Source organism: Rhodopseudomonas sp. AAP120 (assembly GCF_001295845.1).
Lineage (GTDB): Bacteria > Pseudomonadota > Alphaproteobacteria > Rhizobiales > Xanthobacteraceae > Rhodopseudomonas.
Genome location: NZ_LJIC01000061.1, coordinates 51,661 through 70,061 on the forward strand (window position 1 = coordinate 51,661; position 18,401 = coordinate 70,061).

31 protein-coding genes and 1 tRNA gene are annotated in these 18,401 nt (G+C 67.3%); all 32 read right to left on the bottom strand.

Annotated elements, in window-relative coordinates:
- Position 1: 1 nt before the first annotated feature.
- The gene (locus IP86_RS10780) at positions 2 to 472 is read right to left on the bottom strand and encodes a phage protein Gp36 family protein (protein WP_054162523.1); all 471 of its coding nucleotides are present in this window, start codon (positions 470 to 472) and stop codon (positions 2 to 4) included.
- Positions 469 to 795, bottom strand: a complete 327-nt coding sequence (locus IP86_RS10785; protein WP_054162524.1) for a hypothetical protein — start codon at positions 793 to 795, stop codon at positions 469 to 471. Before IP86_RS10785 ends, IP86_RS10780 begins: the two co-directional genes overlap by 4 nt.
- Positions 796 to 894: 99 nt before the next feature.
- On the bottom strand, positions 895 to 1,203 hold the full coding sequence (locus IP86_RS10790; protein ID WP_054162525.1) for a hypothetical protein: 309 nt from the start codon (positions 1,201 to 1,203) through the stop codon (positions 895 to 897).
- A gap of 12 nt (positions 1,204 to 1,215) precedes the next feature.
- Positions 1,216 to 2,178 carry a hypothetical protein gene (locus IP86_RS10795; protein ID WP_054162587.1) on the bottom strand — a complete coding sequence of 321 codons (963 nt, stop codon included), beginning with the start codon at positions 2,176 to 2,178 and terminating at the stop codon, positions 1,216 to 1,218.
- A 49-nt stretch (positions 2,179 to 2,227) separates the two neighbouring features.
- Positions 2,228 to 2,304: transfer RNA gene (locus IP86_RS10800), tRNA-Met, on the bottom strand.
- Between the two features lie 8 nt (positions 2,305 to 2,312).
- The gene (locus IP86_RS10805; RefSeq protein WP_054162526.1) at positions 2,313 to 2,696 is read right to left on the bottom strand and encodes a hypothetical protein; all 384 of its coding nucleotides are present in this window, start codon (positions 2,694 to 2,696) and stop codon (positions 2,313 to 2,315) included.
- Positions 2,696 to 3,817, bottom strand: coding sequence for a phage protease (locus IP86_RS10810; RefSeq protein ID WP_082363936.1), 1,122 nt, complete (start codon positions 3,815 to 3,817; stop codon positions 2,696 to 2,698). The genes IP86_RS10805 and IP86_RS10810 overlap by 1 nt, the downstream gene beginning before the upstream one ends.
- A gap of 67 nt (positions 3,818 to 3,884) precedes the next feature.
- Entirely contained in the window at positions 3,885 to 4,058 is a 174-nt protein-coding gene (locus tag IP86_RS28640; protein WP_156332466.1) for a hypothetical protein, read from the bottom strand.
- Between the two features lie 268 nt (positions 4,059 to 4,326).
- The gene (locus tag IP86_RS10815; protein ID WP_054162528.1) at positions 4,327 to 5,568 is read right to left on the bottom strand and encodes a phage head morphogenesis protein; all 1,242 of its coding nucleotides are present in this window, start codon (positions 5,566 to 5,568) and stop codon (positions 4,327 to 4,329) included.
- A gap of 2 nt (positions 5,569 to 5,570) precedes the next feature.
- Positions 5,571 to 7,169 (bottom strand): DUF935 domain-containing protein, encoded by a 1,599-nt coding sequence (locus IP86_RS10820; RefSeq protein WP_054162529.1) that lies wholly within the window; start codon positions 7,167 to 7,169, stop codon positions 5,571 to 5,573.
- Positions 7,163 to 8,488, bottom strand: coding sequence for a terminase large subunit domain-containing protein (locus IP86_RS10825; protein ID WP_054162530.1), 1,326 nt, complete (start codon positions 8,486 to 8,488; stop codon positions 7,163 to 7,165). Before IP86_RS10825 ends, IP86_RS10820 begins: the two co-directional genes overlap by 7 nt.
- Complete coding sequence (locus tag IP86_RS10830; protein WP_054162531.1) at positions 8,485 to 9,066, bottom strand: phage protein Gp27 family protein; 582 nt, start codon at positions 9,064 to 9,066, stop codon at positions 8,485 to 8,487. The genes IP86_RS10825 and IP86_RS10830 overlap by 4 nt, the downstream gene beginning before the upstream one ends.
- Positions 9,067 to 9,069: 3 nt before the next feature.
- Entirely contained in the window at positions 9,070 to 9,381 is a 312-nt protein-coding gene (locus tag IP86_RS10835; protein WP_054162532.1) for a VpaChn25_0724 family phage protein, read from the bottom strand.
- Positions 9,378 to 9,827, bottom strand: a complete 450-nt coding sequence (locus IP86_RS10840) for a hypothetical protein (RefSeq protein WP_054162533.1) — start codon at positions 9,825 to 9,827, stop codon at positions 9,378 to 9,380. The genes IP86_RS10835 and IP86_RS10840 overlap by 4 nt, the downstream gene beginning before the upstream one ends.
- Before the next feature lie 5 nt (positions 9,828 to 9,832).
- Complete coding sequence (locus IP86_RS10845; protein WP_054162534.1) at positions 9,833 to 10,054, bottom strand: TraR/DksA family transcriptional regulator; 222 nt, start codon at positions 10,052 to 10,054, stop codon at positions 9,833 to 9,835.
- Between the two features lie 198 nt (positions 10,055 to 10,252).
- Positions 10,253 to 10,639 carry a hypothetical protein gene (locus IP86_RS10855; protein WP_156332467.1) on the bottom strand — a complete coding sequence of 129 codons (387 nt, stop codon included), beginning with the start codon at positions 10,637 to 10,639 and terminating at the stop codon, positions 10,253 to 10,255.
- A 14-nt stretch (positions 10,640 to 10,653) separates the two neighbouring features.
- The gene (locus tag IP86_RS10860; protein ID WP_054162537.1) at positions 10,654 to 10,872 is read right to left on the bottom strand and encodes a hypothetical protein; all 219 of its coding nucleotides are present in this window, start codon (positions 10,870 to 10,872) and stop codon (positions 10,654 to 10,656) included.
- A 10-nt stretch (positions 10,873 to 10,882) separates the two neighbouring features.
- Positions 10,883 to 12,340, bottom strand: a complete 1,458-nt coding sequence (locus tag IP86_RS10865) for an N-acetylmuramoyl-L-alanine amidase (RefSeq protein WP_197279757.1) — start codon at positions 12,338 to 12,340, stop codon at positions 10,883 to 10,885.
- A 72-nt stretch (positions 12,341 to 12,412) separates the two neighbouring features.
- Positions 12,413 to 12,622 (bottom strand): hypothetical protein, encoded by a 210-nt coding sequence (locus IP86_RS10870; RefSeq protein WP_054162539.1) that lies wholly within the window; start codon positions 12,620 to 12,622, stop codon positions 12,413 to 12,415.
- A 23-nt stretch (positions 12,623 to 12,645) separates the two neighbouring features.
- Positions 12,646 to 13,065, bottom strand: a complete 420-nt coding sequence (locus tag IP86_RS10875) for a helix-turn-helix domain-containing protein (RefSeq protein ID WP_082363937.1) — start codon at positions 13,063 to 13,065, stop codon at positions 12,646 to 12,648.
- Positions 13,062 to 13,292 carry a hypothetical protein gene (locus IP86_RS10880; RefSeq protein WP_054162541.1) on the bottom strand — a complete coding sequence of 77 codons (231 nt, stop codon included), beginning with the start codon at positions 13,290 to 13,292 and terminating at the stop codon, positions 13,062 to 13,064. Before IP86_RS10880 ends, IP86_RS10875 begins: the two co-directional genes overlap by 4 nt.
- Entirely contained in the window at positions 13,289 to 13,465 is a 177-nt protein-coding gene (locus IP86_RS28645; RefSeq protein ID WP_156332468.1) for a hypothetical protein, read from the bottom strand. Before IP86_RS28645 ends, IP86_RS10880 begins: the two co-directional genes overlap by 4 nt.
- Positions 13,466 to 13,468: 3 nt before the next feature.
- The gene (locus tag IP86_RS10885; RefSeq protein ID WP_156332469.1) at positions 13,469 to 14,098 is read right to left on the bottom strand and encodes a regulatory protein GemA; all 630 of its coding nucleotides are present in this window, start codon (positions 14,096 to 14,098) and stop codon (positions 13,469 to 13,471) included.
- Positions 14,095 to 14,817 (bottom strand): hypothetical protein, encoded by a 723-nt coding sequence (locus IP86_RS10890; protein WP_054162543.1) that lies wholly within the window; start codon positions 14,815 to 14,817, stop codon positions 14,095 to 14,097. The genes IP86_RS10885 and IP86_RS10890 overlap by 4 nt, the downstream gene beginning before the upstream one ends.
- On the bottom strand, positions 14,814 to 15,242 hold the full coding sequence (locus IP86_RS10895; protein ID WP_054162544.1) for a winged helix-turn-helix domain-containing protein: 429 nt from the start codon (positions 15,240 to 15,242) through the stop codon (positions 14,814 to 14,816). The genes IP86_RS10890 and IP86_RS10895 overlap by 4 nt, the downstream gene beginning before the upstream one ends.
- A complete protein-coding gene (locus IP86_RS10900) occupies positions 15,239 to 15,439 on the bottom strand; it encodes a hypothetical protein (protein WP_054162545.1) in 201 nt (66 codons plus the stop codon). The genes IP86_RS10895 and IP86_RS10900 overlap by 4 nt, the downstream gene beginning before the upstream one ends.
- A gap of 1 nt (position 15,440) precedes the next feature.
- Positions 15,441 to 15,668, bottom strand: a complete 228-nt coding sequence (locus IP86_RS10905; RefSeq protein WP_054162546.1) for a hypothetical protein — start codon at positions 15,666 to 15,668, stop codon at positions 15,441 to 15,443.
- A 2-nt stretch (positions 15,669 to 15,670) separates the two neighbouring features.
- Complete coding sequence (locus IP86_RS10910; protein ID WP_156332470.1) at positions 15,671 to 15,874, bottom strand: hypothetical protein; 204 nt, start codon at positions 15,872 to 15,874, stop codon at positions 15,671 to 15,673.
- A gap of 193 nt (positions 15,875 to 16,067) precedes the next feature.
- The gene (locus tag IP86_RS10915) at positions 16,068 to 16,766 is read right to left on the bottom strand and encodes a DUF3164 family protein (RefSeq protein WP_082363939.1); all 699 of its coding nucleotides are present in this window, start codon (positions 16,764 to 16,766) and stop codon (positions 16,068 to 16,070) included.
- Positions 16,759 to 17,343 (bottom strand): helix-turn-helix domain-containing protein, encoded by a 585-nt coding sequence (locus IP86_RS10920; RefSeq protein ID WP_210168170.1) that lies wholly within the window; start codon positions 17,341 to 17,343, stop codon positions 16,759 to 16,761. The genes IP86_RS10915 and IP86_RS10920 overlap by 8 nt, the downstream gene beginning before the upstream one ends.
- A gap of 26 nt (positions 17,344 to 17,369) precedes the next feature.
- On the bottom strand, positions 17,370 to 17,753 hold the full coding sequence (locus IP86_RS10925; RefSeq protein ID WP_054162549.1) for a hypothetical protein: 384 nt from the start codon (positions 17,751 to 17,753) through the stop codon (positions 17,370 to 17,372).
- Positions 17,750 to 18,400 (bottom strand): hypothetical protein, encoded by a 651-nt coding sequence (locus IP86_RS10930; RefSeq protein WP_054162550.1) that lies wholly within the window; start codon positions 18,398 to 18,400, stop codon positions 17,750 to 17,752. The genes IP86_RS10925 and IP86_RS10930 overlap by 4 nt, the downstream gene beginning before the upstream one ends.
- Position 18,401 lies beyond the last annotated feature (1 nt).

Here is an 18,401-nt window from a genome sequence, read left to right on the forward strand (position 1 = left end):
ATCACCACCCGCGCAGGCGATCGCGCGTCAGCACGCGCTCGGCCGAGATCACGATGGCTTCATTCGGCGACACGGTACCGGGCGGCTGCAGGCCGCCGCCGCTGCCGCCACCGCCGGGCCCGTCGAAGGTCAGCGCGGCGTTGCCTTTCGCGATGGCTTGCAGCCGTGCGATCGCGACGTCGTAGCGCTCCTTCACTCGTTCGTTCGAGCGGCCGAACGACAGCGCCACGCGGTACAGCGCGATGTCGGTGGTGTAGATGCGCAGGATGCCGCGGCTGTCGTCGTCGATCCGCTCCAGCTCGTCGCGGGTGTAGCGCGCCGCCAGGATCGCCCGAACCTCGGCCGTGCCGTCGACCAGCGCCGCCTCAATCCGGCTGTCGTCGCGCACGCGCGTCGTCTCGTCCGCCGCCAGCACAGTGGCCTCGGACGGATAGCGCGCCAGAACGTCGGCAAGGGTGGCGAAAGCGATCACGCGCGGACAGCCTTCTCAATGCCAGCTTCGATCGCCTGCATCAGCGAGAGCTTGGCCCCCTCGTCGAGGTGGCCTTTGATGTTGATGTTGAGCGTGAGATCGAGCGAGCGCGGCTTGGTGGCAGCGCGCAGAGTGGTTAGCAGCTCGTCGGCAAAGCCGAGCACAAAACTGAGAGCTTCGGCTTCGACCGCCGGATTGCTCAGGTCGCGCTTGGCGAAGGTTTCGAACAGATCGCGCAGGCTGGCGCCGTCGCAGGCCGCGCCGCGGCCGCACTGGTAGAAGCCCTCGATAAAACCGGGCTGAGACTGATCACTCGTCGCCATCGCCGCGCTCCGCTGTGAAGGGATGATGCCGAGGGCGCTTGCGCCCCCGGCGAGGCGGACGGTGTCCGCGGTGCGCGCCTGCGGCTGCGCGCACGAACCTCAGTCGCGCCAGTCGTCCTTGACGGCGCCGACAGCGAACAGCTGGGCGTGCTGCGCTTTGGTGAGCGAGACCTCGTCGCCGGCGTCGTAAAGATCGCCGTCGTGCATCACCTCGCGCGTGAGGACATGATCCTGCTGCGTCTTCTTGGCGGCGCGCTCCGCAGCCTTCTGTGCCTTAGCTTGCTCTTTGGCCTCGGCGTCCGCCTTGGCCTTCGCCTCGGCGGCTTCCTTGTCGGCCTTCGCCTTGGCAGCCTTGTCGGCCTTGGCCTTCTCGGCAGCCGCCTTCGCTTCGTCGGTCTCGTTCGCCATGACAGCCTCCGACTAAGCGACAGCGTTTTCGATGAAGTAGCCGGCGTCCTTGGCGACGATCAGCTCCTTGACCTTTTCGCCGACGCGCAGACGCTCGCCGCCTTCCAGGCCGATGTCGCCATCCTGCATCGTGCCGGCGATGCGGGTGCCACACTCGGCCGTGAAGCCGAAGGTGACGCCGCGCTGGTTGGTGGCGGCCGGGTCGATGTAGAGCGCCGCGATGTGCTTACCCCAGACGCGGCCGAGCGAAACGTCCTGGCCCTTATGGGCGGTGTTGACGAAGCTTTCGCCGACCAGCACCTGCTTGATCTCCAGCAGGGCCGCCAGCTCCTCGCGGGTGATGACGCCCTTGTTGGTGAGATTGCCGCGGACGGCGTTGACCAGGTGCGGATGGCTGCGCAGCTTGCTCCACACCGATTGGCCCATCACCAGCGTGTTGGCCCTGAACACCAGCGTGCCCTCGATCGCGGCGAGCAGCACGTCGATCGGCGTCGAATTGGTGTAGTCGGAGAGCTGCGAGTTGCCGGACAGCGTGACCTTCCGGCCGACCGCATAGTTGGCCGCGTTGTGGATCAGGCCGGCCACGCGAACTTCGCGGGCGAGCTGCACCAGGTTGGTGACGCCCTCGGTCGCCCGGGCCCGCGGATCGTAGTTCGACAGGCCGGCGGCGCGCTGACGCTCGGCTTCCTTGATGTCCGAGGTCGGGATCACGTCGTCGAGGCCGTAATCGTCGGTCGACGAGTCCTTCTCGGTCGCCGTGAATTCGACCCGGTTCGGCGACGACATGCGGCCGACCTTCGTGTCCGGGACCGAGAAACCCTCGGCCAGCGGATATTCCAGCCACTTGAACTTCTCGGCGCCGACCGGCACGCGCGGCAGGACGCGATCGGCGATCAGGGTGACCGCCGGATTGCTGTAGCCGATCGCGATCGCGGTTAGCACGGGGTTGGTGACAAACGGGCGGTTCGGAGCCATCGGGCACACCTTGGGTTTGAGGGCTTCGCCCGCGGCTGCGGGCGGGATCTGGTTGCGGGGCGCGGATTTGAACCGCGGACCTCCTGGTTATGAGCCAGGCGAGCTACCGGGCTGCTCTACCCCGCGATAGGCGACTAGCTGGACGCCGGGATGTAGAGCGCGCCGGCCGACACGATGATCGGCACGATGTCGCCCTCGACGCCCGAGGTCTGGACCTGGCCGATGGTGCGCACCGTCTTGGCCGCAACCGCCGGCGCCGGCAGCGCGACGGCGCGCCCCTGATCGTCGGAGGTCACCTGCGCGCCGCGATCGACGTTGCCGCCGAGCACGACCTCGGCGGGGCCGGACTGCACGACATCGACCACGCCGTCCTTCGGCGCACCGGGCAAGGTCGACACGCCGATTAGAGCGGCGGTGTTGGAGGCGCCTTCGATCGCGGCTTGCTTGCTCGCGTGGAAGGCGACGATGCGATTGCCGCGGATCGCGGCGTCGGCGGTGTGTGCTTTGATGCACGGCATCAGTCGATGCTCCCCTTGTTGGCCTGCACGACGGCGTCGGCGAGCGACAGCTCGCGGCCGGCTTTTTTCGCGTCGCCGATCAGCGCATGCGCCTTGGCGAGCAGATCTTCGGACTTCGGCTTGTCGCCGGCCTCGATCTGGCGCTCGTCGAGGTTCGACGCCTGCAGCGACACCGGCGTCGCGGCCAGCAGTGCGGTGACATCGGCCAGTCCTTCGGCGGTAGCGCACAGCGCGGCGTACTTCTCGCGCTGCGCTGGGACGATCTTCTTGTCCTTCAACGCACCTTCGAGAAGCGCCGTTACCTTGGCGTCGTGATCGGTCTTGTCGCGCGCGGCGAGCTGCGCGGTCAGAGTCGTGACTTGCGCGGTCGCGGCATTGAGATTGGCGAGCGCCTGGTCGTGCACCAACTTGTCGACCTTCGCCGTCGAGAGGCCGGTGATCGCCGACAGACAGGCCTGGCCGTCCGCACTCTCAGCGAGACCGAGCGCCTTGGCGATCGGCCGCAGCGGGTCATTCGACAGCTTGCTGATCGCCGCGAGGCACGCAGCCTCGTCGGCGCCTTCCGCGAGGCCCAAAGCCAGCGCGATCGCCTTCAACATGGATTGCTCCTTGGGGGTGAGAGAGGCGGACGCGATCGCCGCCATCGGGAGAGCCGGAGCCGCGACCAGCGCGACCGAATGCAGCCACAGCGCCAAGCCATCCTTCGTGTGCGGAAATGTCGGCGACACGAAGCGATGGGTGCGGGCCTTCAGCGCCGCAGCGCCAGCGGCGAGCATCTCGACCATCGCGAACGTGCCTTCAGGCCGCGCTTCGAGCTTTTTGATCCAACCAACCGCATCGGCCTTCTCGCCGAGTTTGGCCTTGGTCGGGATGCCGTGGTCGAAGTCGAACGGAATGTCGATGCCGTCCGCCTGGAAGCGGGCAACCAGACGCTCGGGCTCGAAGATGAAATGGCGGCCGTCGCGACAATCAACCGGGCCGCGCGGTGTCACCTGGATCCAACGCTCGGCGCCGTCGCCATCGGCCGCGAGTGCCGAGACGTCGATCGTCACCACGCCGAACGCCACATCGGGCGCTGCGTCGAGCATGGCGATCAGGGGGCTTGCGGAGGGCTGCGTCATGGGTGCACATCTAGCCGTGCACCTCAGGCGTCGGGCCGCTGACAGATGTCAGCGGTGATGGTCGGAGCTAGGTGTCGGATTTCCCGGCGTAGGCCCGCGCCGCCTGTTCGGCCTGCTTGCGCGTCATGCGCCCAGACATCCGACGCCGCGCCGGGTGATCGTCGAAGTAGAGATACTTCGCCTCGCGGCCTGGAGCGGCCGGGACTTCGAAGCTCTCTTCGTGCTCGATCACCCGCGTCATGGGGCCGATCCTACCCGACCATCGCCACCTGCGTCGAGCCATCCCGGAAATCAGCCGCGTTAAAGCGTCATTTAAGCCGCCTGGCGCGTTGCCGCCCGTGCCTGACGGAATTGTCCGTCCCGACCGCCGGACGCATCAGTGGCCGTTTCTGAGGCTCGCGTCCGACCGGTTGCGGGTATGGCCCGCCGGGCCTATATTCCGGCTGCAGCCGAGTCACGTGCGCCATCCGCTTTTAGGGTGTGGGGAGGTAACGGCCCCCCGGCTGCTTTCACTCCCTTTCCGATTTCAATCTCGCTTCGCGCCGCCTGATTTCGGCCTGGCGCCGCGCCGTCGCGGCGAACAGGGTGCGGACCTGTGCGTAGCCCGCGGTCGATCTGCGGATCGCAAGCACCCAATGCACGCCTCCGATCACCGCGAGCACGTGGCGGATCATCGGGTTGCCGCCGTCGAGCCATTCGCCCGTGTCGAGGATCGACTGCACCAGACCGAAGCTGGCGACGTCGACAGCAGCGTGCTTGCCGGCTTTCTTCGTGATCACGTCGTTCGCGACGGCCACGATCTCGGTCCGTGCCCCCAGCTCCTCGGCCGCGCGCGCCGAGGCCGCGACCGGCAGATGCACGCGCTCCTCCATCTTCTGCATCGCCTTCGGCCAATCGCCGCGCCAAAGCTTGCCGATCGTTTCCTGCGCGCGATCGGCGCCGGCCTCGGCCAGCGTGTCGGAGAGCTGCGTCACCAGCGTGCGGGCCCGGGACAGGCCGGGATTGGTCTGCCAGCCGGGGTCGATGCCGCGCGGAACGCGCGTGACCTCGCCGGTGCGCCGGTTGACGTAGTCGGCCGCGCCATAGTCCGGCGCGTCTTCCGAGTAGCCTTCCTGCGCGAGGTAGCGGTCGCGGTCCTCGCCGTCGAGCTGCTGCACGCTGCATTTGCAGCCCCAGCCGTTGGGCGGGTAGTGCGTCCCCCACCAGGCGTCGTCGACCGGCTTGATGGTGCCGGCCCAGCCGAGATGCTCAGGCCGCTTTCGTTCCGCGGTCGAACGCACATACAGCAAATACGGCCGCGACGCCTTGGTGCGCTGGATGCGATTCCACTGGCCGGCGGCGCGCGCGGTGCGGACGTTGCTCCAGAACGTCGTCTCCAGTCGGCCCGGCTTGGTGAAATCGACGGTCTTGTCTCTCCACTTGCCGGTCGGGTCCGACACCGTCTTCGGACCCCACCATCCATGCGGCGTCAAACGCGCCTGCATGTCGGCCTTGAAGGCCTCGAAGCCCTGGCCGTTCGCGATCGCCTTGTCGATCGCCGCCTTGAACTCCGAGAGCACCCGCGTCTCGGTGACGCCGGCGACCGTGAAGCCGTGCGCATGCTCCTGGCCCCACACGTCGAGCCACGAGAACGCGGGCTTCAGGTTCTTGTCGCGGAAGTAGTCGAGGATCTCCGGCGGCGTCTGAAAGCCGCGCTTGGCGGCGGCGAGCCGCGCCAGCAGCTCCACGGCCTGGAGGCGCGTGAGCCGCATCGTCAGTCCACCGCGTCGCCGAGGCCGCGCGCCTTGGCGGTGAGCCGCGCCAGCGCCTCGGCGAGCTTACTGCCGTCGACCTTGGCGGCGAGCTGCGGCAGCATCTCCTCGAGCTCCGCGAAACTGGACGCGCGGGCGACCGCCTCGCGCAGCGGCGCCAGCATCGGGTCGACTAGGACTTCCCAATCGCCCATAGCATCCGCCACCAGCGCGTCGAGTTCGTCCTGATCGGCCGCGGCGATCGCGCCGGCGTCCGCCGCCAGCGTGGCGGTGCCGCCGCAGGCCGGGCAGCGGCAACCGGCCGACAGCTTCGCGGCCTTCTTCGGATCATCGTTGGCGGCGACGATATCCTGTTGCCCGGCGCTATCGCGCCGCGGCGTCAGCACCTCGTCTGTCTCGCCCGGCTCGGACAGGCCGAACTTGCTGCGGATCTCCGCCTGCGAGACGCGCAAACCGAACGGCACGAGCTTGGCGACGCCGTCCGACAGCGCCTTGGTGTCCTCGGGCTCAGCGACCGGATATTCCGCGCTCGGATAGACCTCCTGCGGCCCGAAGTTCATCGCCACCGCCCAGACGATGTGGTCGCGGTTGACGGTGTTCGCGAGTTGCCGGCCGTCCGCGCGCTGGATGTCGAGGCGCACTTCGTTGTGCACCTTGGCTTGCGCCATCGACGCGCCGTTGTCGGACGTCATGGTCTGGCCGACGACCAGCTTCGACACCTGCTTGTCGAGATAGTCGAGGAGCTGGCCGAACACGGCTTCGCCGCGCTGGCCCTTGGTCTCGATGAAATCCAGCCCCATTCCCTGCGGGATGATCGCCGCGGCGTCGGACGCGATCGAGCGCACCGCCTGCAGCAGCGCCTTCTTGTCGGCCTCGGATGCGCCGGCGTGATAGCGGCCGATCCGCAGCGGGATGCCGTAGATCTCTGCGAAGGCCGACCAGTCCTTCAGGGCGAACGACTGCAACAGGAACGCCCAGGCGGCGGCCCGCGCGAAGCCGCGGCGGATCGGAATGCCCGCCTTGCTCCGCGGCGCGTGCACGATGAAGGTCGGCTTGGCTAGCGGCTCACCTTCCATGCTGCCGTCGACCGCGAGCCGCAGTTCCGTTTGCGAGACCGGATCGAACTGGAAAAACCGCTGGTCGCGCCACTTGTAGGCGACCGGCCGCAGCGCACCGCGCTCGTACTCCCAAAGCGGCTCGATCACCGCATAGCCCTTGGCGATGCCGTCCGTGAGCAGGCCGGTGGCGTCATGAAAGCCGGGATCGTTCACCAGTTCGTGGACGAAATCGACGATCTTGGTCGGCACCCCCTTCGGCGCCTTGACGCTGGGGGCCACGCCCTCGATCGCCAGCCGCCGCGTCTGCACCTGGCTGGCGTAATGGAGGTAGCGCTCCTCCATCTCCTCGGCGAGCGTCAGATAGTCCCGCGCCGAGCCGATCGTCGCCTGATGCAGCACATAGGCCAGCCGCTCCGGCGTCAGCCCGGAGGCGACCCGCTCGTGATGCACCGCGCGGACGCCGATCGTGGTCGGCGTCGCGACTTCCTTCGACAGCAGCGAGGCGTCGATCGGCTGCCCGTCAGGCCCGAGAAGCTTCACCACAGCGCACGCCCTCCGGAGGTTTCGAACAGATTGGAGCCGGCCTCAGTCCGCGCCGACTGATAGCCGTCATAGGCCGGCACGCCGTCGCCGGCGGCGTGGATGCCGAGGAACGCCGCCCAGGTGCGGTCGGCGTGATCATCGTCGCGTTCGGCAACGAAGCGAGGCGCGCCGGTGGCGGACGCCACCTTGCGCAGCTTGTGCAGATCCGAGCGCAGCGCCACGTCGCCCTCGCGGATGCGGACCTTGCGGTCCTCGAACGCTTCCTTGCCGGCGGTCGCGAGGATCAGCTTGTTCGGGATGGTGAACAGCACGCCCTCGACCACGCTTCCCCATTTGGCCTGCGCATCCTCGACCACCTTTTCGCCCATGCCGGTCTGGTCGATGCAGGCGCGCGCGACACGGTAGCGCGTCATCACGTCGTCGAAGGCCGCATCCATGGCGGCAAAGGTGGCGCGTTTCTGCTCGATCCGCTCGCGCTCCCACAACACGTCGCCGATCAGCTCCCACACCCAGATCACATGCAGGTCGTTGCGCCGGCCGATGTCGCGGCCGACGAAGCACGGATTGTTGCGATAGCCGGACGGGTCGCCCGCGCGTGGATCCTCGCAAGCGGTGATCAGATCATAGGACAGCCAGGCGCTCGCTTCGTCGAGCCACTTCAGCTCGTACTCCTGGGCCCAAGCGTCGTCGTCGTTGATGCCGGCCTTCAGCTCGTCGACGCTGCGCGGCAGGCCTTCAGCGACCGCCTTGTAGATGTCGACGAAATGTCGCGACCAGACGTCGTCCTTTCCGGTCGCCAGCTCGTAGAACTTATTGTCCTTGCCGTTGCCAGTGGAGGTCACGCGCAGATTGTGGCCGGCCGAGATCACCGGAAACAGCGCCTTCCAGATCTCGCGCGAGTCCTTGTGGAAGGCGAACTCGTCCAGGAACACGTTCGACGAAAAGCCGCGGGCGGTGTCCGGGTTCGCTGGCAGCGCGGTGATGCGGCTGCCGTGCGGCAGCGTCACCTCCAGCGCCTTGTAGGAGCCGGCCTGGCCCTGCCAGTCGAACTCCTGTGCGTCGAAACCCAGCTGATAAGCCTGGCAGTGGCGCTTGATGCCTTCGTCCATCGCTTCCTTGGCCTGACGCTCGCCGCGCGACAGGATCACCCAGCGCTTGCGTTGGCTCTGCACGGCCGCCCCGAAGCAATCGTCGGTGATCTCCAACGTCGTGGTGAACGTCTTGCCGGTCTGGCGGGCGAACATGCCGAGCTTGAAGCGCGACCGATCGAGGAACCAGGTACGCTGAAAGCCGTAGAGCGGGACGGCAGCGGCGCTCATGTCGTGATCCCGTAGATGTCCTCGCGGATTTTCTTGAGCAGCGCCGCGCCGTCGAGCTGGCCGGCGCTGTCGGCCGCGTCGTCGATCGCCTTTGCGGTCTTGGCCAGCGCCTCCGCCTTGGCCTTCTCGGCCGCGCGCTTCTCGATCGCGACGGTGCGGGCGACGTCGTCCTTGCTGGCCTTGCCGAGATGGTCGAGCGCCTTGGCGAGCAGCATCGCTTCCATCGGATCGAAGGTGACGGACTCGCCATCGGCGGCCGTGCGGGTGGCGATCTCGAACAGCACGTTGTGCATCAGTTCGATGTTCATCCGCGTGGTCTTGTCCGGATCGCTTTCACCGAGCCGGCGCACGATGACTTCGGCCACCTGGCGCTGCCTGCGGATGCGCTCGGCGACTTCGTCGGCCTTCTTGAGGTGGCGTCCGATTGCGGACCGCGACGGCAACTCCTCCTTGTCGAGATCCAGCTCGCCGAGTTTGCGCATGATCTCGTCGATCGTGCAGCCGCGGTCACGGAGGCGGCCGATCAGGTCTCGCACTTCCTCGGGCAGACGGTCGATCGACGACGGCCGGTTCGCCATGGCTCAGTCCTTAGGGCTGGGCCGCGCCACCATCGGGTGCGGCCGGCCGTTCGCGACGTCGCGGCCGAGCTTGGTCAGCGTCGCGATCGTCATCTTGCGGCCGCTCAGTTCGATCTCGCTGCGCTTCACCAGGCGATGCTGATCGAGCAGTACGATGTCGGCTTCGACCACGTCGGGATAAACCCGATGCCGCAGCTCCTGTGCGGCCTTGGTCAGCAGAGGCGCCGACAGTTCGTAGTTGTCCTGTTCGGCCAGCAGCCGCAGCAGCACCAGGCGGCGATCCTTGTCGAACACTTCGGTAAGCGTGTCGCTCATGCCGATTTCTCCCGTTTCTCGTCGAGCATGTGACCGAGGATCATTTCCAGCGTGCGGTCGATCTTGTTGGCCGTCTTCTCGACGCCCTTGATGGTCTCGATCGAGGTGGCGACCTGCGTCTCGACGCGGCCGACCCGCTCGGAGAGCTGCTCCATCTCGGTGCGGCCGGGCAGTTGCCTGACGTCGCTTTCCAGCTTCGCCATCCGATCGGATGTCTCGCGTTCGGTCTTGACGATGCGGTCGCTGGTTTTCTTCTCGTTGTCGTCGATCTTCGACGACAGCGCCGTGATCGACGACGCGACCGATTCCATCTTCTTGTCGAACGTGGCCTTGGTCGGGAATTGGCCGCGCAGGTAGTACATCCCGGCGAAGCCGAGGGCGGCGACCGGCATCGACAGGAACCACCAGATATCCTTCGCGAAGGCCACGGCCTCCGCCCAGCTCATTCCCATCACGTCCCCCTGTGCGTGCGGCCCCACCGCTCGCGACTATCCTGACAGTCCACGCACCGGGTCGCCGAGGGCATCGCCTTGCGGCGGGCCTCGTCGATCGGCTCCCCGCACACCGAACAATGATCGGCGCCGGGGCCTTTGTTCCGCCCGGTCGCCCGGGCGATGCACTCGTCGCGCTCCCGCTGTTCCAGCGCCTGCGCCTCATCAAGCTGATCGGTCACGGCTGCGGCCGGCTCGCTTCGACGGCTGCAGCTCGCCGGCCTTCACACGTCCTCAGGGCGGAGCGGTCGCGCCCCCAGGCGCTCGCGGTCTCGCGTTCGGTTAGGTCGCGATCCGGCAGGTCGACTGGATCGTCGCACTTCTGCTCGGCCGTCGCCGGCACGGTCGGCTGCATCATCCGCAGCAATACGGTCGGCTGGTCAGCGGGCTTTGTTGAGCAACCGGACACGAGCACGGCCGAGGCCCCGACGATCGCCATCAGCAAGCGCCGCATTTTGCTTCTCCAACTCTTTCAACGCGTCTTCACGGCCCTTTTCGGCCGACTTGATCGAGGCCTCGGCTGCCATCGCAGCGCGGGCCTGTTCGGCTTCGGCGCGCGCAGCCTTGGCGTTGGCTTCGGCGATCTCGGCACGCCAGTGCGCGTCGCGCTCGGCCTTGGCGGCCGCGGCGGCGTCCTCGACCATGTTGTGCACGGTGGCGACGGCGCACCACGCGCCAAGCCCGCCGATCGCCACCAGCCCTGCGACGCCCAAAGCGACAAGCGCGGCCTTGCTGATCGGCCGCGCGAGGAAAGATGCGAGAGCCACGGGGGGCGCCGGGATCATGTCGCAATTCCGTAAGCAACGCCGAACAGCGCTATGCCGATTCCGGCCCAGCTCCACAGAGCTGGCGTCATCACGGCATCGAGACGATCGCTGAAGCTGAAGTCGGCGCCGTACGTGGTGTGCACCCAGCGGGCACGCACCGCGATCACCACAGCCACTGCAACGAGGATGTAGAAGCCGACGAACATGGCAACGATCCGGAAGACGCTCAGCATCGTCGCCCCCTCAGGTCAGCCGGCCGGATCGATAGGCATCGACCGTCTCGGCCTCGGCCTGGCGCGACGACCACCAGATGCCGGCCGCGATGCCGACGATCAGTAGCGCCCAGACCCAGCCCGGCACAGCGGACAGCCATCCGGTGATCGGCGCGAGCTGCGACATGACGCTGGAGACGTTGGACGCGATGCCCTGCAGCACGGCGAACACGGCGGAAGGCAAGCCGAGCAGCCACGCCAGCAGCTTCGAGCGGCCGGCCTGCTGGACGACGGGCACGGATTTGCGCAGATCCTTCGGCGTGGCACTGGCGCGCGCATCGCCCACCTCTCGCGGGTCGCCGTTGGCCAGCGCTTTCAGCGTGGCCTCGTCGACATCGGTCGTCGCCGGCAGACCGTTGTGGCGCTTGAAGGTCACCAGCGCGTCTTCGGTGCGGCCCGCGAAGTCGCCATCGATATTGCCGACCTCGTAGTAGCCGAGCGCACGCAACCTCTGCTGCACGAACTCGACGAGGGCTTTCGGCAAGCGCTGCGGCTCGGACGGCTCCGGAAGGTCGAACCGATGCGCGATGTCGCCGGCGTTGCCGTCGTCGTCGCCGAGCGGCTTGTAGGATTCGAACCGGCTGATCCCGCCCGGCGCCTGATCGACCTCGTCGCCGCTTTCCCAGCCGTCGTCTTCGAAACGACGGCGCGGCGCTTCCGCAGGCTGCCCGTCGAGGCCATGCCGCGCGACCTGGTCCGCGTAGTCGTCATCCTCCGGCGGTTGCAGGAGCGGATCGCCGTCCAGATCGGCGAAGCGCGCAACGGCCGGCGCCTTGTTGACGAACACGCGCGCCCGCACCTCGGCGAGCGGAAACAGCGGATTGGTATCGACCTTGCGGCCGGGCGCGATCATCCAGTGAGTGACGATCTCGGTGATGGTCGGATAGGCCGCGACCAGCGCGCGGCACAGATCCACGACGGCGTCGATCTGCTGCGGCGAATGCTCCAGCCACAGGCCGTCGTTCGGCTGCATCGCCTTGCCGTCCTCGGTACGCGCCGGAAACTTGCCGCGACGAACGACGAGCGAGGGATCATGCTTGTTGTCGATTGGGACGCCGCCCTTGAAGCGACCGCCTCCGAGATCCTGCAGCGGCCCGCCGGGGTTGGCGATCTCGATGCCGATCGACCAGCCGTTCAGCATCTCCTTGCCACGCCACTTGCTGATGCCAGCGTGCCAGGTCTTGACGTTCATGGAGGCGAGCTGAGTGATCGTGCCATCGCGGCCGATCACCACATGCGCGCTGGAATTCTGAGACGCGCCTTTGCCGCCCCGCAGCCAGGCGATCGAGCCGCGGCCCGAAAGATCGCCGGCGGTGTCGTGCAGCACGATCACGCGCGGAACGATCGGGCCGCCAACGTTTTGTGTCTGATGGAAGTCGACGGCCTTGCCGTCGCGCACGATGCGGTGGGCTTTGATTTCGATAGGCACAGCGGCCTCCATCGCGGGGACGATGGAGAGACCGTAGGCGCTCGCTGGCGCGGCCGAACCCGCTGACAGATGTCAGCGGCGCTCCTCTGCGTAGCTCCAACCTTCCATGATCAAGACCGCTTCAGCAGTCGGATCATCCTTCACGAGATCGTCGGGGGCATAACCATAAAGAGAGTTGCGGGCGAACTGTTCGGCTCGCTCTCGCGCCTCCTCACCGTAGTAACGGACGATCACATTTCCGACTTCGCGAATCCACTCATCTTGGCGCCAGGGGAACGGCATTGCTCATGACCTTCGATTTGACCCTAGAACAGCTCGTTCTGATTGTCATCCCACCCTCCGCCCTTGCGGGCGCGCGAGCGCGCCCGATACGCGGTGCGCTCCGTCATGCCGGCGACGCGGGCGGCCTCGGAGGCTGATTTGCCCTCGCGCAGGGCCTTCTGCATCCGTCGGCGCGCCGCCGCCACCGTGCCGGTCGGACCGCGCGGGATCAACAGATAGGCGCCGCCGAATCCACCGCCGCCTGTGCCCTGGCGGAAGTGCTTGCAAATCTTCTCGGCGGCCTCGCGGCCGACGCAGTCGGTTAGCCAGTGCTCGCCGTCCGGAACGCGAGCGGGGATCTGGCGGCGCGTGCCGCCGTGCGACTCCGCGATCTTAAGCGCAGCGTCGAGGCCAGCGACCTCGGCGATCTGCGCAAGAAGATCGGGGAGCCACGAATAGGTCACCGCTTCGCCTCCGGATGCACGGTGACGACGCATTGGTTCGCGACGATGTAGACGAGGCCGCCGGCCACGATCTTGTATTCGTTCTGCTCGATCGCCGCGGCCGCCGCAGCGGCGCGGCCGACCGACAGCGCCACAGTCCGCCGCAGCCCCTCGATATCCACGCCGCCGGCGCGTTCGAGGATCCGCAGCAGCGCGTGGTCGGAGACGTGGAGAAGACGCGGGCTCATCGCTTCAATTCCTGCTGCTCTTGCTGTCGTTCGAACTCGCGACGAACCGCATTCGCGAAGCCGTCGCCGTACTTCTCCGTCAGCTTCTCGAAGTGCGCCTCGCGGCTGAAATCCGGCGCGTTGTGCAGCCACTTCAGCTGCGTCGCGAGATTGGTGTCGGTCAGATCGGACATCGCTCAGTACCTCGCCGCCGCACCGGCGCTGGCGGATCGAAGCATTTCGCCGAGCGACTTGATCAGTCGATCGAGCGCCTCGGCGTATTGGCCTTCGATGTTGACGGTGCACAACGGCGACGAGACGCCGAGCGCGCCCAACCTTGCGCGCTGCGCCTCGATCACCGCGCGGCGCACGGCGAGCGGATCGTCGCCGGGCGGCCACTTCACGCCGGCCTCGCGGGCCAGCCACAGCTTCAGCGCCTCGACGGCCTTGCGGGCATCCGCGGCGGCGCGCAGCCAGCGGGCGCGCTCGATGCCGGTCTGGCGTTCTAGGAACGTCAGCATCGCCTTGTCGGTGCGGTTGTGGATCACGCCGAGATGCCATCCGCTGATCCACAGCGCGCGCAGCTTCTTGCCGTAAGGCCCGTCGATATCGGGCGCCGTTGAAGAGGCCTTTAGGCGGTCGATAACGGCGACGGCCTCGCTCGCGGTCAGATCACGCGCCGAGCGCTTGCCGCAGACCTGTTCCATTACGTCGCGGCGGCAGTCCTCGTCCATGCCGGCCTGCTTCGCCAGAACGTGGATCTTGGCGATCTGCGGCGCCGACACCTTCGCGGCGGATGCAGTGGTTCTGGTCGCTGCTGCTCTCACGGGCGTGCTCCCTGATAAGTGGCGAGGCGGAGATCGGATGGTTTGCTGAGGGCGAGCTTGCGGCCGGGCGGGATGATCTGTGTCTCGAACCGCGGACGGCCGCTCGCGGCGGACCACGTCGGGCAGCTCCAGACGAACCACGCATAGGCGGTCGCCGTGGCGGCGGTCGGATCCCACACGAATTGGGTCATCGCGACGCGCTCGGCGAAGGGCGCGAAGCGGAAAGGCTCGGCCTCGGTGAAGAACGCGTAGCGATCCTCGGATTCCAGCCACGCGGTGCGGAGCAACAATGCAACGCCGTGCCGGGCTTCGCGGAGCGCACGGCGCGCCACCTCGATCGCCAGCGAGAACGGCGGATTGGTGATGATCCAGTCCGGACGGAACGGGCACTGCGCAATGTCGCCGAGGTCGAGCCCGCCGGCGCCGACGAAGCTGCCGACGTCGCCGTAGCCGTGCGGATAGACGTCGCTGGCGTAGACCGTGCCGAACACCTCGCGCAGCGGCTCGGCCATGTGGCCTTCGCCGCAGCAGGGCTCCCAGCAGCTCAGATGGCGCCCCTTGGAGGCGTCGATGTGCAGCACGTGCTGCAGCAGCGCCCGCGTCGCCCAGGGCGGCGTCGGAAAAAAGTCGAGAGCCGCGCGCGGATCGGCCGCGAGATCGTCCTCGGTGATCACCTGCCGCTGCGCCATCACGGCGGTGTTGCCGCGGGGCTTCTTCACGACGCCATCTCCCTCGTCACAGCGAGCGCGCGGGCCGCTTCGAGCTTGATGGTGCCGGCGGTCGCATCGCTGAGGAAATAACCGACGTTCCAGTGCGACTCGACGCGGCCGAAACCGAGCGTCAGCAATCGCCGGCGCAACAGGCTGACGTGCATCGTCAGAGTATTCGGCAGGATGTCGCCGCCGGTTCGGCCACAGGCCGCGATCATCAGCCGCTCGTGCGAGACCGCGATCGGCGCGCTGTCGATCAGCGCCGCGAGCATCCGGTCTTGAGGCGCCGATAGCTTCCACGCGTTGGGAAATCGCGGCTTTTGCGGCACCAGCTTGCGCCGCAGATCCACGATCGTCTCCTGCATCGTGGCGATCTGGCGGTGCAGCTCGGCGACCGTGGCCTGGTGATACGCTTTCGAAACGACGTCGCTCATTGCCGTTCGCAGCTCCCTTCGAGCTGCACGAAGGTGGTGCGCTGCAGGTCGATGGTCAGTGCGCCGTGCATCTGGCGCCGGCGCAGCAGCTCGGTGGCGGCCTCGGCCATCCGCTCGTCCTCGCAGACGATGCTGATCAGCACGGTGTTCGCCACGCGGTCGATCGAGGTGGAGGTCTTGAAGCCGTATTGGCGCATCTCACTCTCCCGCGTCCGGCTGCTGTTCGGCGATGCGGGCGGCGTCGACCGCGGCGTCGCAGTCGATGCCGTTCAGCACGAGGTTCTCGGGCGTTTTTCCGACGAAGACGCCGCCCATGTAGATCGTGTCGACGTCGCGCTCGCGCAGCCAGCGATAGCGCTCCGCGTCGCGCTGATCCGGCGTCAGCGCCGGGCCTTCAGGTGTCTTGTCGTCATGGCTCTTGGTCATCGTCAGCGTCCCGTGCCTTTGAGGATCGCCAGCGTCAGCGCCGCGATCTGTTGAACTAACTGCCGCTGGCGCTTCGAATGGACGCCGCGGCGGACTTGGGCGATCAGGGCGAGCCGCTCGGCTTCACGAGCATCGAGCGGCGCGGGCATCTGTTGCGGCGGATCGTCGTCGCGCTCGGGAGGCAACGATCGGTCCGCCCAGGGCATGGGATCAGCTCGAAGCCTGGATGGCGCGCTCGGCGACGCCGGCAGCGTCGTAAAGCGCGTGGATCAGTTCGTGAGCCGCGTCCTCCAGCTTTGATCCGGACTGACTTGCCGGACATTCAGCTTCCAATTGGCCCGCGGCTGCTCGCGCGGCGGCAATAGCCCTTGCAATGTGCGTTGCTCGCATGCCCGCCTCCTACGCCGCCGCCAGATCGATGGTGATCGGCTCCCACTTCGCCGCGAGGTTCGCGCGGCGATAGAAGCGGACGTACTGCTTTGAGCCGACGACGCGGATCGCATCGCCGAGCGCCGTCATGGCGGCGCGCCAGTGCTCGTCGTCGATGTCGAGGCGGCGCAGCTGGAACAGCGCGGCCCGGTTGATCTGGCCTTCCTTGTCGACCTGGAAGGCGTGCTCGACGAGCGCGCGGATCTCGGTGCGGGCGCCGTCCGACCAGGTGGTGATGCAATCGTCAACCAGCTTCTTGGCGACCTGCAGCTCTGGCCCGAAGGCCAGCTGATCGGCGATCTGCACCACCACCTTGGAAAGCCCGTCATAGGTGGAGAGCGTGATGTTGCCCTTCGCCCCGCCAACCTTGGCCTGGTACTGCTCGGCGAGTAGCTCCGAGAACGTCGCGACGTCGTCGAAGGTGTGGCCGCGGAAGCGGCTGATCTGGTCGGACAGCTGCTGCGCAAAACCGATGATTTTGCGCACCGTCTGATCTTCCAAGAGGTGCTGCGGCTTGATCAGGCCGACGGGGACAAGCCGGCCAGCGCTGTCATGCATGAAGTTGGCGTCGCCGACCGCGATGATGCCGCTGTCGATCAGCGGCTTCTGAGCGGCGAACGGCGCCTCGGCAGGGCGTCCCTGCGCGTCGAGTAGTTTCGTCTCAGGCATTGGTGGCTCCTTCAGCTTGGTTGGCGTAGCCGAGCGAGGCGAGCTGCTCGGCGACGGTGTCGATGCGGGTGTTGAGATGGGCGCGCAGCGATGCGGCCTGGTTCGGCTGGTCGACCATCAGGTCGAGGCCGTTGAGCAGCTTGAAGGCGTCGGCGGCCAGCTCCTCGAGCATCACCAGGCGCGCGGCCATCAGCAGGATTTCCCAGGTGGAGATCCGCGCGGCCTGAGACGGGTGTTCGCAGATCCGGGCCGCGATGGTGGCGGGCTCGTCGTCGCGCAGCGCGTCCGCAAGCTTGCTGGTGGCGATCGTTTCAACGGCCCGTTTTGCGGCGGCATAACTCACGGCAAAATCGGGATCGGTGGCGAGCATCTGCTCTGCGCGCTCGACGGCGTTCATGATGGTGGTGTGGTCGCGCCCGCCGAGGATTCGGCCGAGCTGCGGATAGGTCTTTCCGGTCAGTTCGCGTGCCAGCAGGCAAGCCGCGGCACGCACCGGAAATGCGCGCCGACGGCGGGCGCGCAGATCCTCGACGCTGACACCGAATGCTTCGGCGGCCGCGAAGATGATCAGCCGCACCGAGACCTGCCTGTGAGCGACGGTCGTCATGGCTTGCTCCCGATGCGCGAGTGCTCACAGCCGCCGCGGCAGGCGCGATAGAGGCGCGTGCGGACCGACGAGGATGTCGAGAAGCCGCACTTCTGTTCGTCGAGACAACGATCGCGGGCGATCTCGCCGAGCACGGGACAGTCGACGGTAGCTCCCATCAACGCACCGGAGACGCGCTCAGCGACAAGATCGAGGCGCCCCTTGTACTTCTTGGCGAGCACCGACGAGACCAGTGCGCCGGAGTAACCGATGCGGGCGCCAGCGGCGACGCCGCTGGTTCGGCCGGCTTCAAGCGCGAGGGCTTCGACCCACCCCGGCAACTCCTCGCCCCAGGCGGCCTGGGCGACCTCGATCGGGGTGCGTTTGACGACCTGTTTCATCCGACGCACTCCTCGTTCTCCGCGAGGGCGGCGCTGCCGACCACGGCTTTACGGTTCGCGTCGAACACGAAGCGCGTGCGCAGGATCTGCGGCGCCAGCGGGCCGGTGTTCATGCTCAGCTTCAGGCGCCACAGCGCCGGGCTGGAATTGACGCGGCCCGGCGTGCACGCCTTCAGCATCTGCAGATATCCGGCATCGGCGAGCCGCTTGACATAGGTCTTGGCGGTGACCTCGGCGATCGTCAGCTCGTCGGTGGAGGCGACGCGCGCCAGTTCGCTATAATCGAACCGGCTCAGCTGACGGATCGCGCGCCACATCTGCAACTGGCCGGACGGTCGCGCCTTGCTGCCGTCCCGCCGCAGCCGCGGCGCCTCGCTGGTGTGGATGACGACGCGGTAGAGCTTCGTCGGCGTGCCGCTGCCCTTGGTGGGGCGTGTCCCGGCCGGCGCGATGAAGCCGGCAGTGCGTAGCCGGTGGATGTAATCGACCAGCGTGTCGGCGTTGCTGCGGACCGCGGCGCCGTCGATGTCGGCGATCGACCACGGGCCTTTCTTGTCAAGGTCGCGGATGATCTGCCAGATCACATCCTGGCCGTTGCTGACCGGCACGGTCAGCTTCGCGGCGATCATTGTCGAGCGCTTCGCCATG

Bases quoted from the DNA above. Each gene is read 5' to 3' on its own strand.
- IP86_RS10930 (WP_054162550.1), bottom strand. From the start codon at position 18,400: ATGGCGAAGCGCTCGACAATGATCGCCGCGAAGCTGACCGTGCCGGTC.
- IP86_RS10810 (WP_082363936.1), bottom strand. From the start codon at position 3,817: ATGACGCAGCCCTCCGCAAGCCCCCTGATCGCCATGCTCGACGCAGCG.
- IP86_RS10840 (WP_054162533.1), bottom strand. From the start codon at position 9,827: ATGAGCTGGGCGGAGGCCGTGGCCTTCGCGAAGGATATCTGGTGGTTC.
- IP86_RS10785 (WP_054162524.1), bottom strand. From the start codon at position 795: ATGGCGACGAGTGATCAGTCTCAGCCCGGTTTTATCGAGGGCTTCTAC.
- IP86_RS10925 (WP_054162549.1), bottom strand. From the start codon at position 17,753: ATGAAACAGGTCGTCAAACGCACCCCGATCGAGGTCGCCCAGGCCGCC.
- IP86_RS10900 (WP_054162545.1), bottom strand. From the start codon at position 15,439: ATGCGCCAATACGGCTTCAAGACCTCCACCTCGATCGACCGCGTGGCG.
- IP86_RS10830 (WP_054162531.1), bottom strand. From the start codon at position 9,066: ATGGCGAACCGGCCGTCGTCGATCGACCGTCTGCCCGAGGAAGTGCGA.
- IP86_RS10825 (WP_054162530.1), bottom strand. From the start codon at position 8,488: ATGAGCGCCGCTGCCGTCCCGCTCTACGGCTTTCAGCGTACCTGGTTC.
- IP86_RS10835 (WP_054162532.1), bottom strand. From the start codon at position 9,381: ATGAGCGACACGCTTACCGAAGTGTTCGACAAGGATCGCCGCCTGGTG.
- IP86_RS10895 (WP_054162544.1), bottom strand. From the start codon at position 15,242: ATGAGCGACGTCGTTTCGAAAGCGTATCACCAGGCCACGGTCGCCGAG.
- IP86_RS10870 (WP_054162539.1), bottom strand. From the start codon at position 12,622: ATGCCGTTCCCCTGGCGCCAAGATGAGTGGATTCGCGAAGTCGGAAAT.
- IP86_RS10880 (WP_054162541.1), bottom strand. From the start codon at position 13,292: ATGAGCCCGCGTCTTCTCCACGTCTCCGACCACGCGCTGCTGCGGATC.
- IP86_RS10915 (WP_082363939.1), bottom strand. From the start codon at position 16,766: ATGCCTGAGACGAAACTACTCGACGCGCAGGGACGCCCTGCCGAGGCG.
- IP86_RS10795 (WP_054162587.1), bottom strand. From the start codon at position 2,178: ATGGCTCCGAACCGCCCGTTTGTCACCAACCCCGTGCTAACCGCGATC.
- IP86_RS10815 (WP_054162528.1), bottom strand. From the start codon at position 5,568: ATGCGGCTCACGCGCCTCCAGGCCGTGGAGCTGCTGGCGCGGCTCGCC.
- IP86_RS10910 (WP_156332470.1), bottom strand. From the start codon at position 15,874: ATGCCCTGGGCGGACCGATCGTTGCCTCCCGAGCGCGACGACGATCCG.
- IP86_RS10905 (WP_054162546.1), bottom strand. From the start codon at position 15,668: ATGACCAAGAGCCATGACGACAAGACACCTGAAGGCCCGGCGCTGACG.
- IP86_RS28645 (WP_156332468.1), bottom strand. From the start codon at position 13,465: ATGTCCGATCTGACCGACACCAATCTCGCGACGCAGCTGAAGTGGCTG.
- IP86_RS10860 (WP_054162537.1), bottom strand. From the start codon at position 10,872: ATGCTGAGCGTCTTCCGGATCGTTGCCATGTTCGTCGGCTTCTACATC.
- IP86_RS10805 (WP_054162526.1), bottom strand. From the start codon at position 2,696: ATGCCGTGCATCAAAGCACACACCGCCGACGCCGCGATCCGCGGCAAT.
- IP86_RS10790 (WP_054162525.1), bottom strand. From the start codon at position 1,203: ATGGCGAACGAGACCGACGAAGCGAAGGCGGCTGCCGAGAAGGCCAAG.
- IP86_RS28640 (WP_156332466.1), bottom strand. From the start codon at position 4,058: ATGACGCGGGTGATCGAGCACGAAGAGAGCTTCGAAGTCCCGGCCGCT.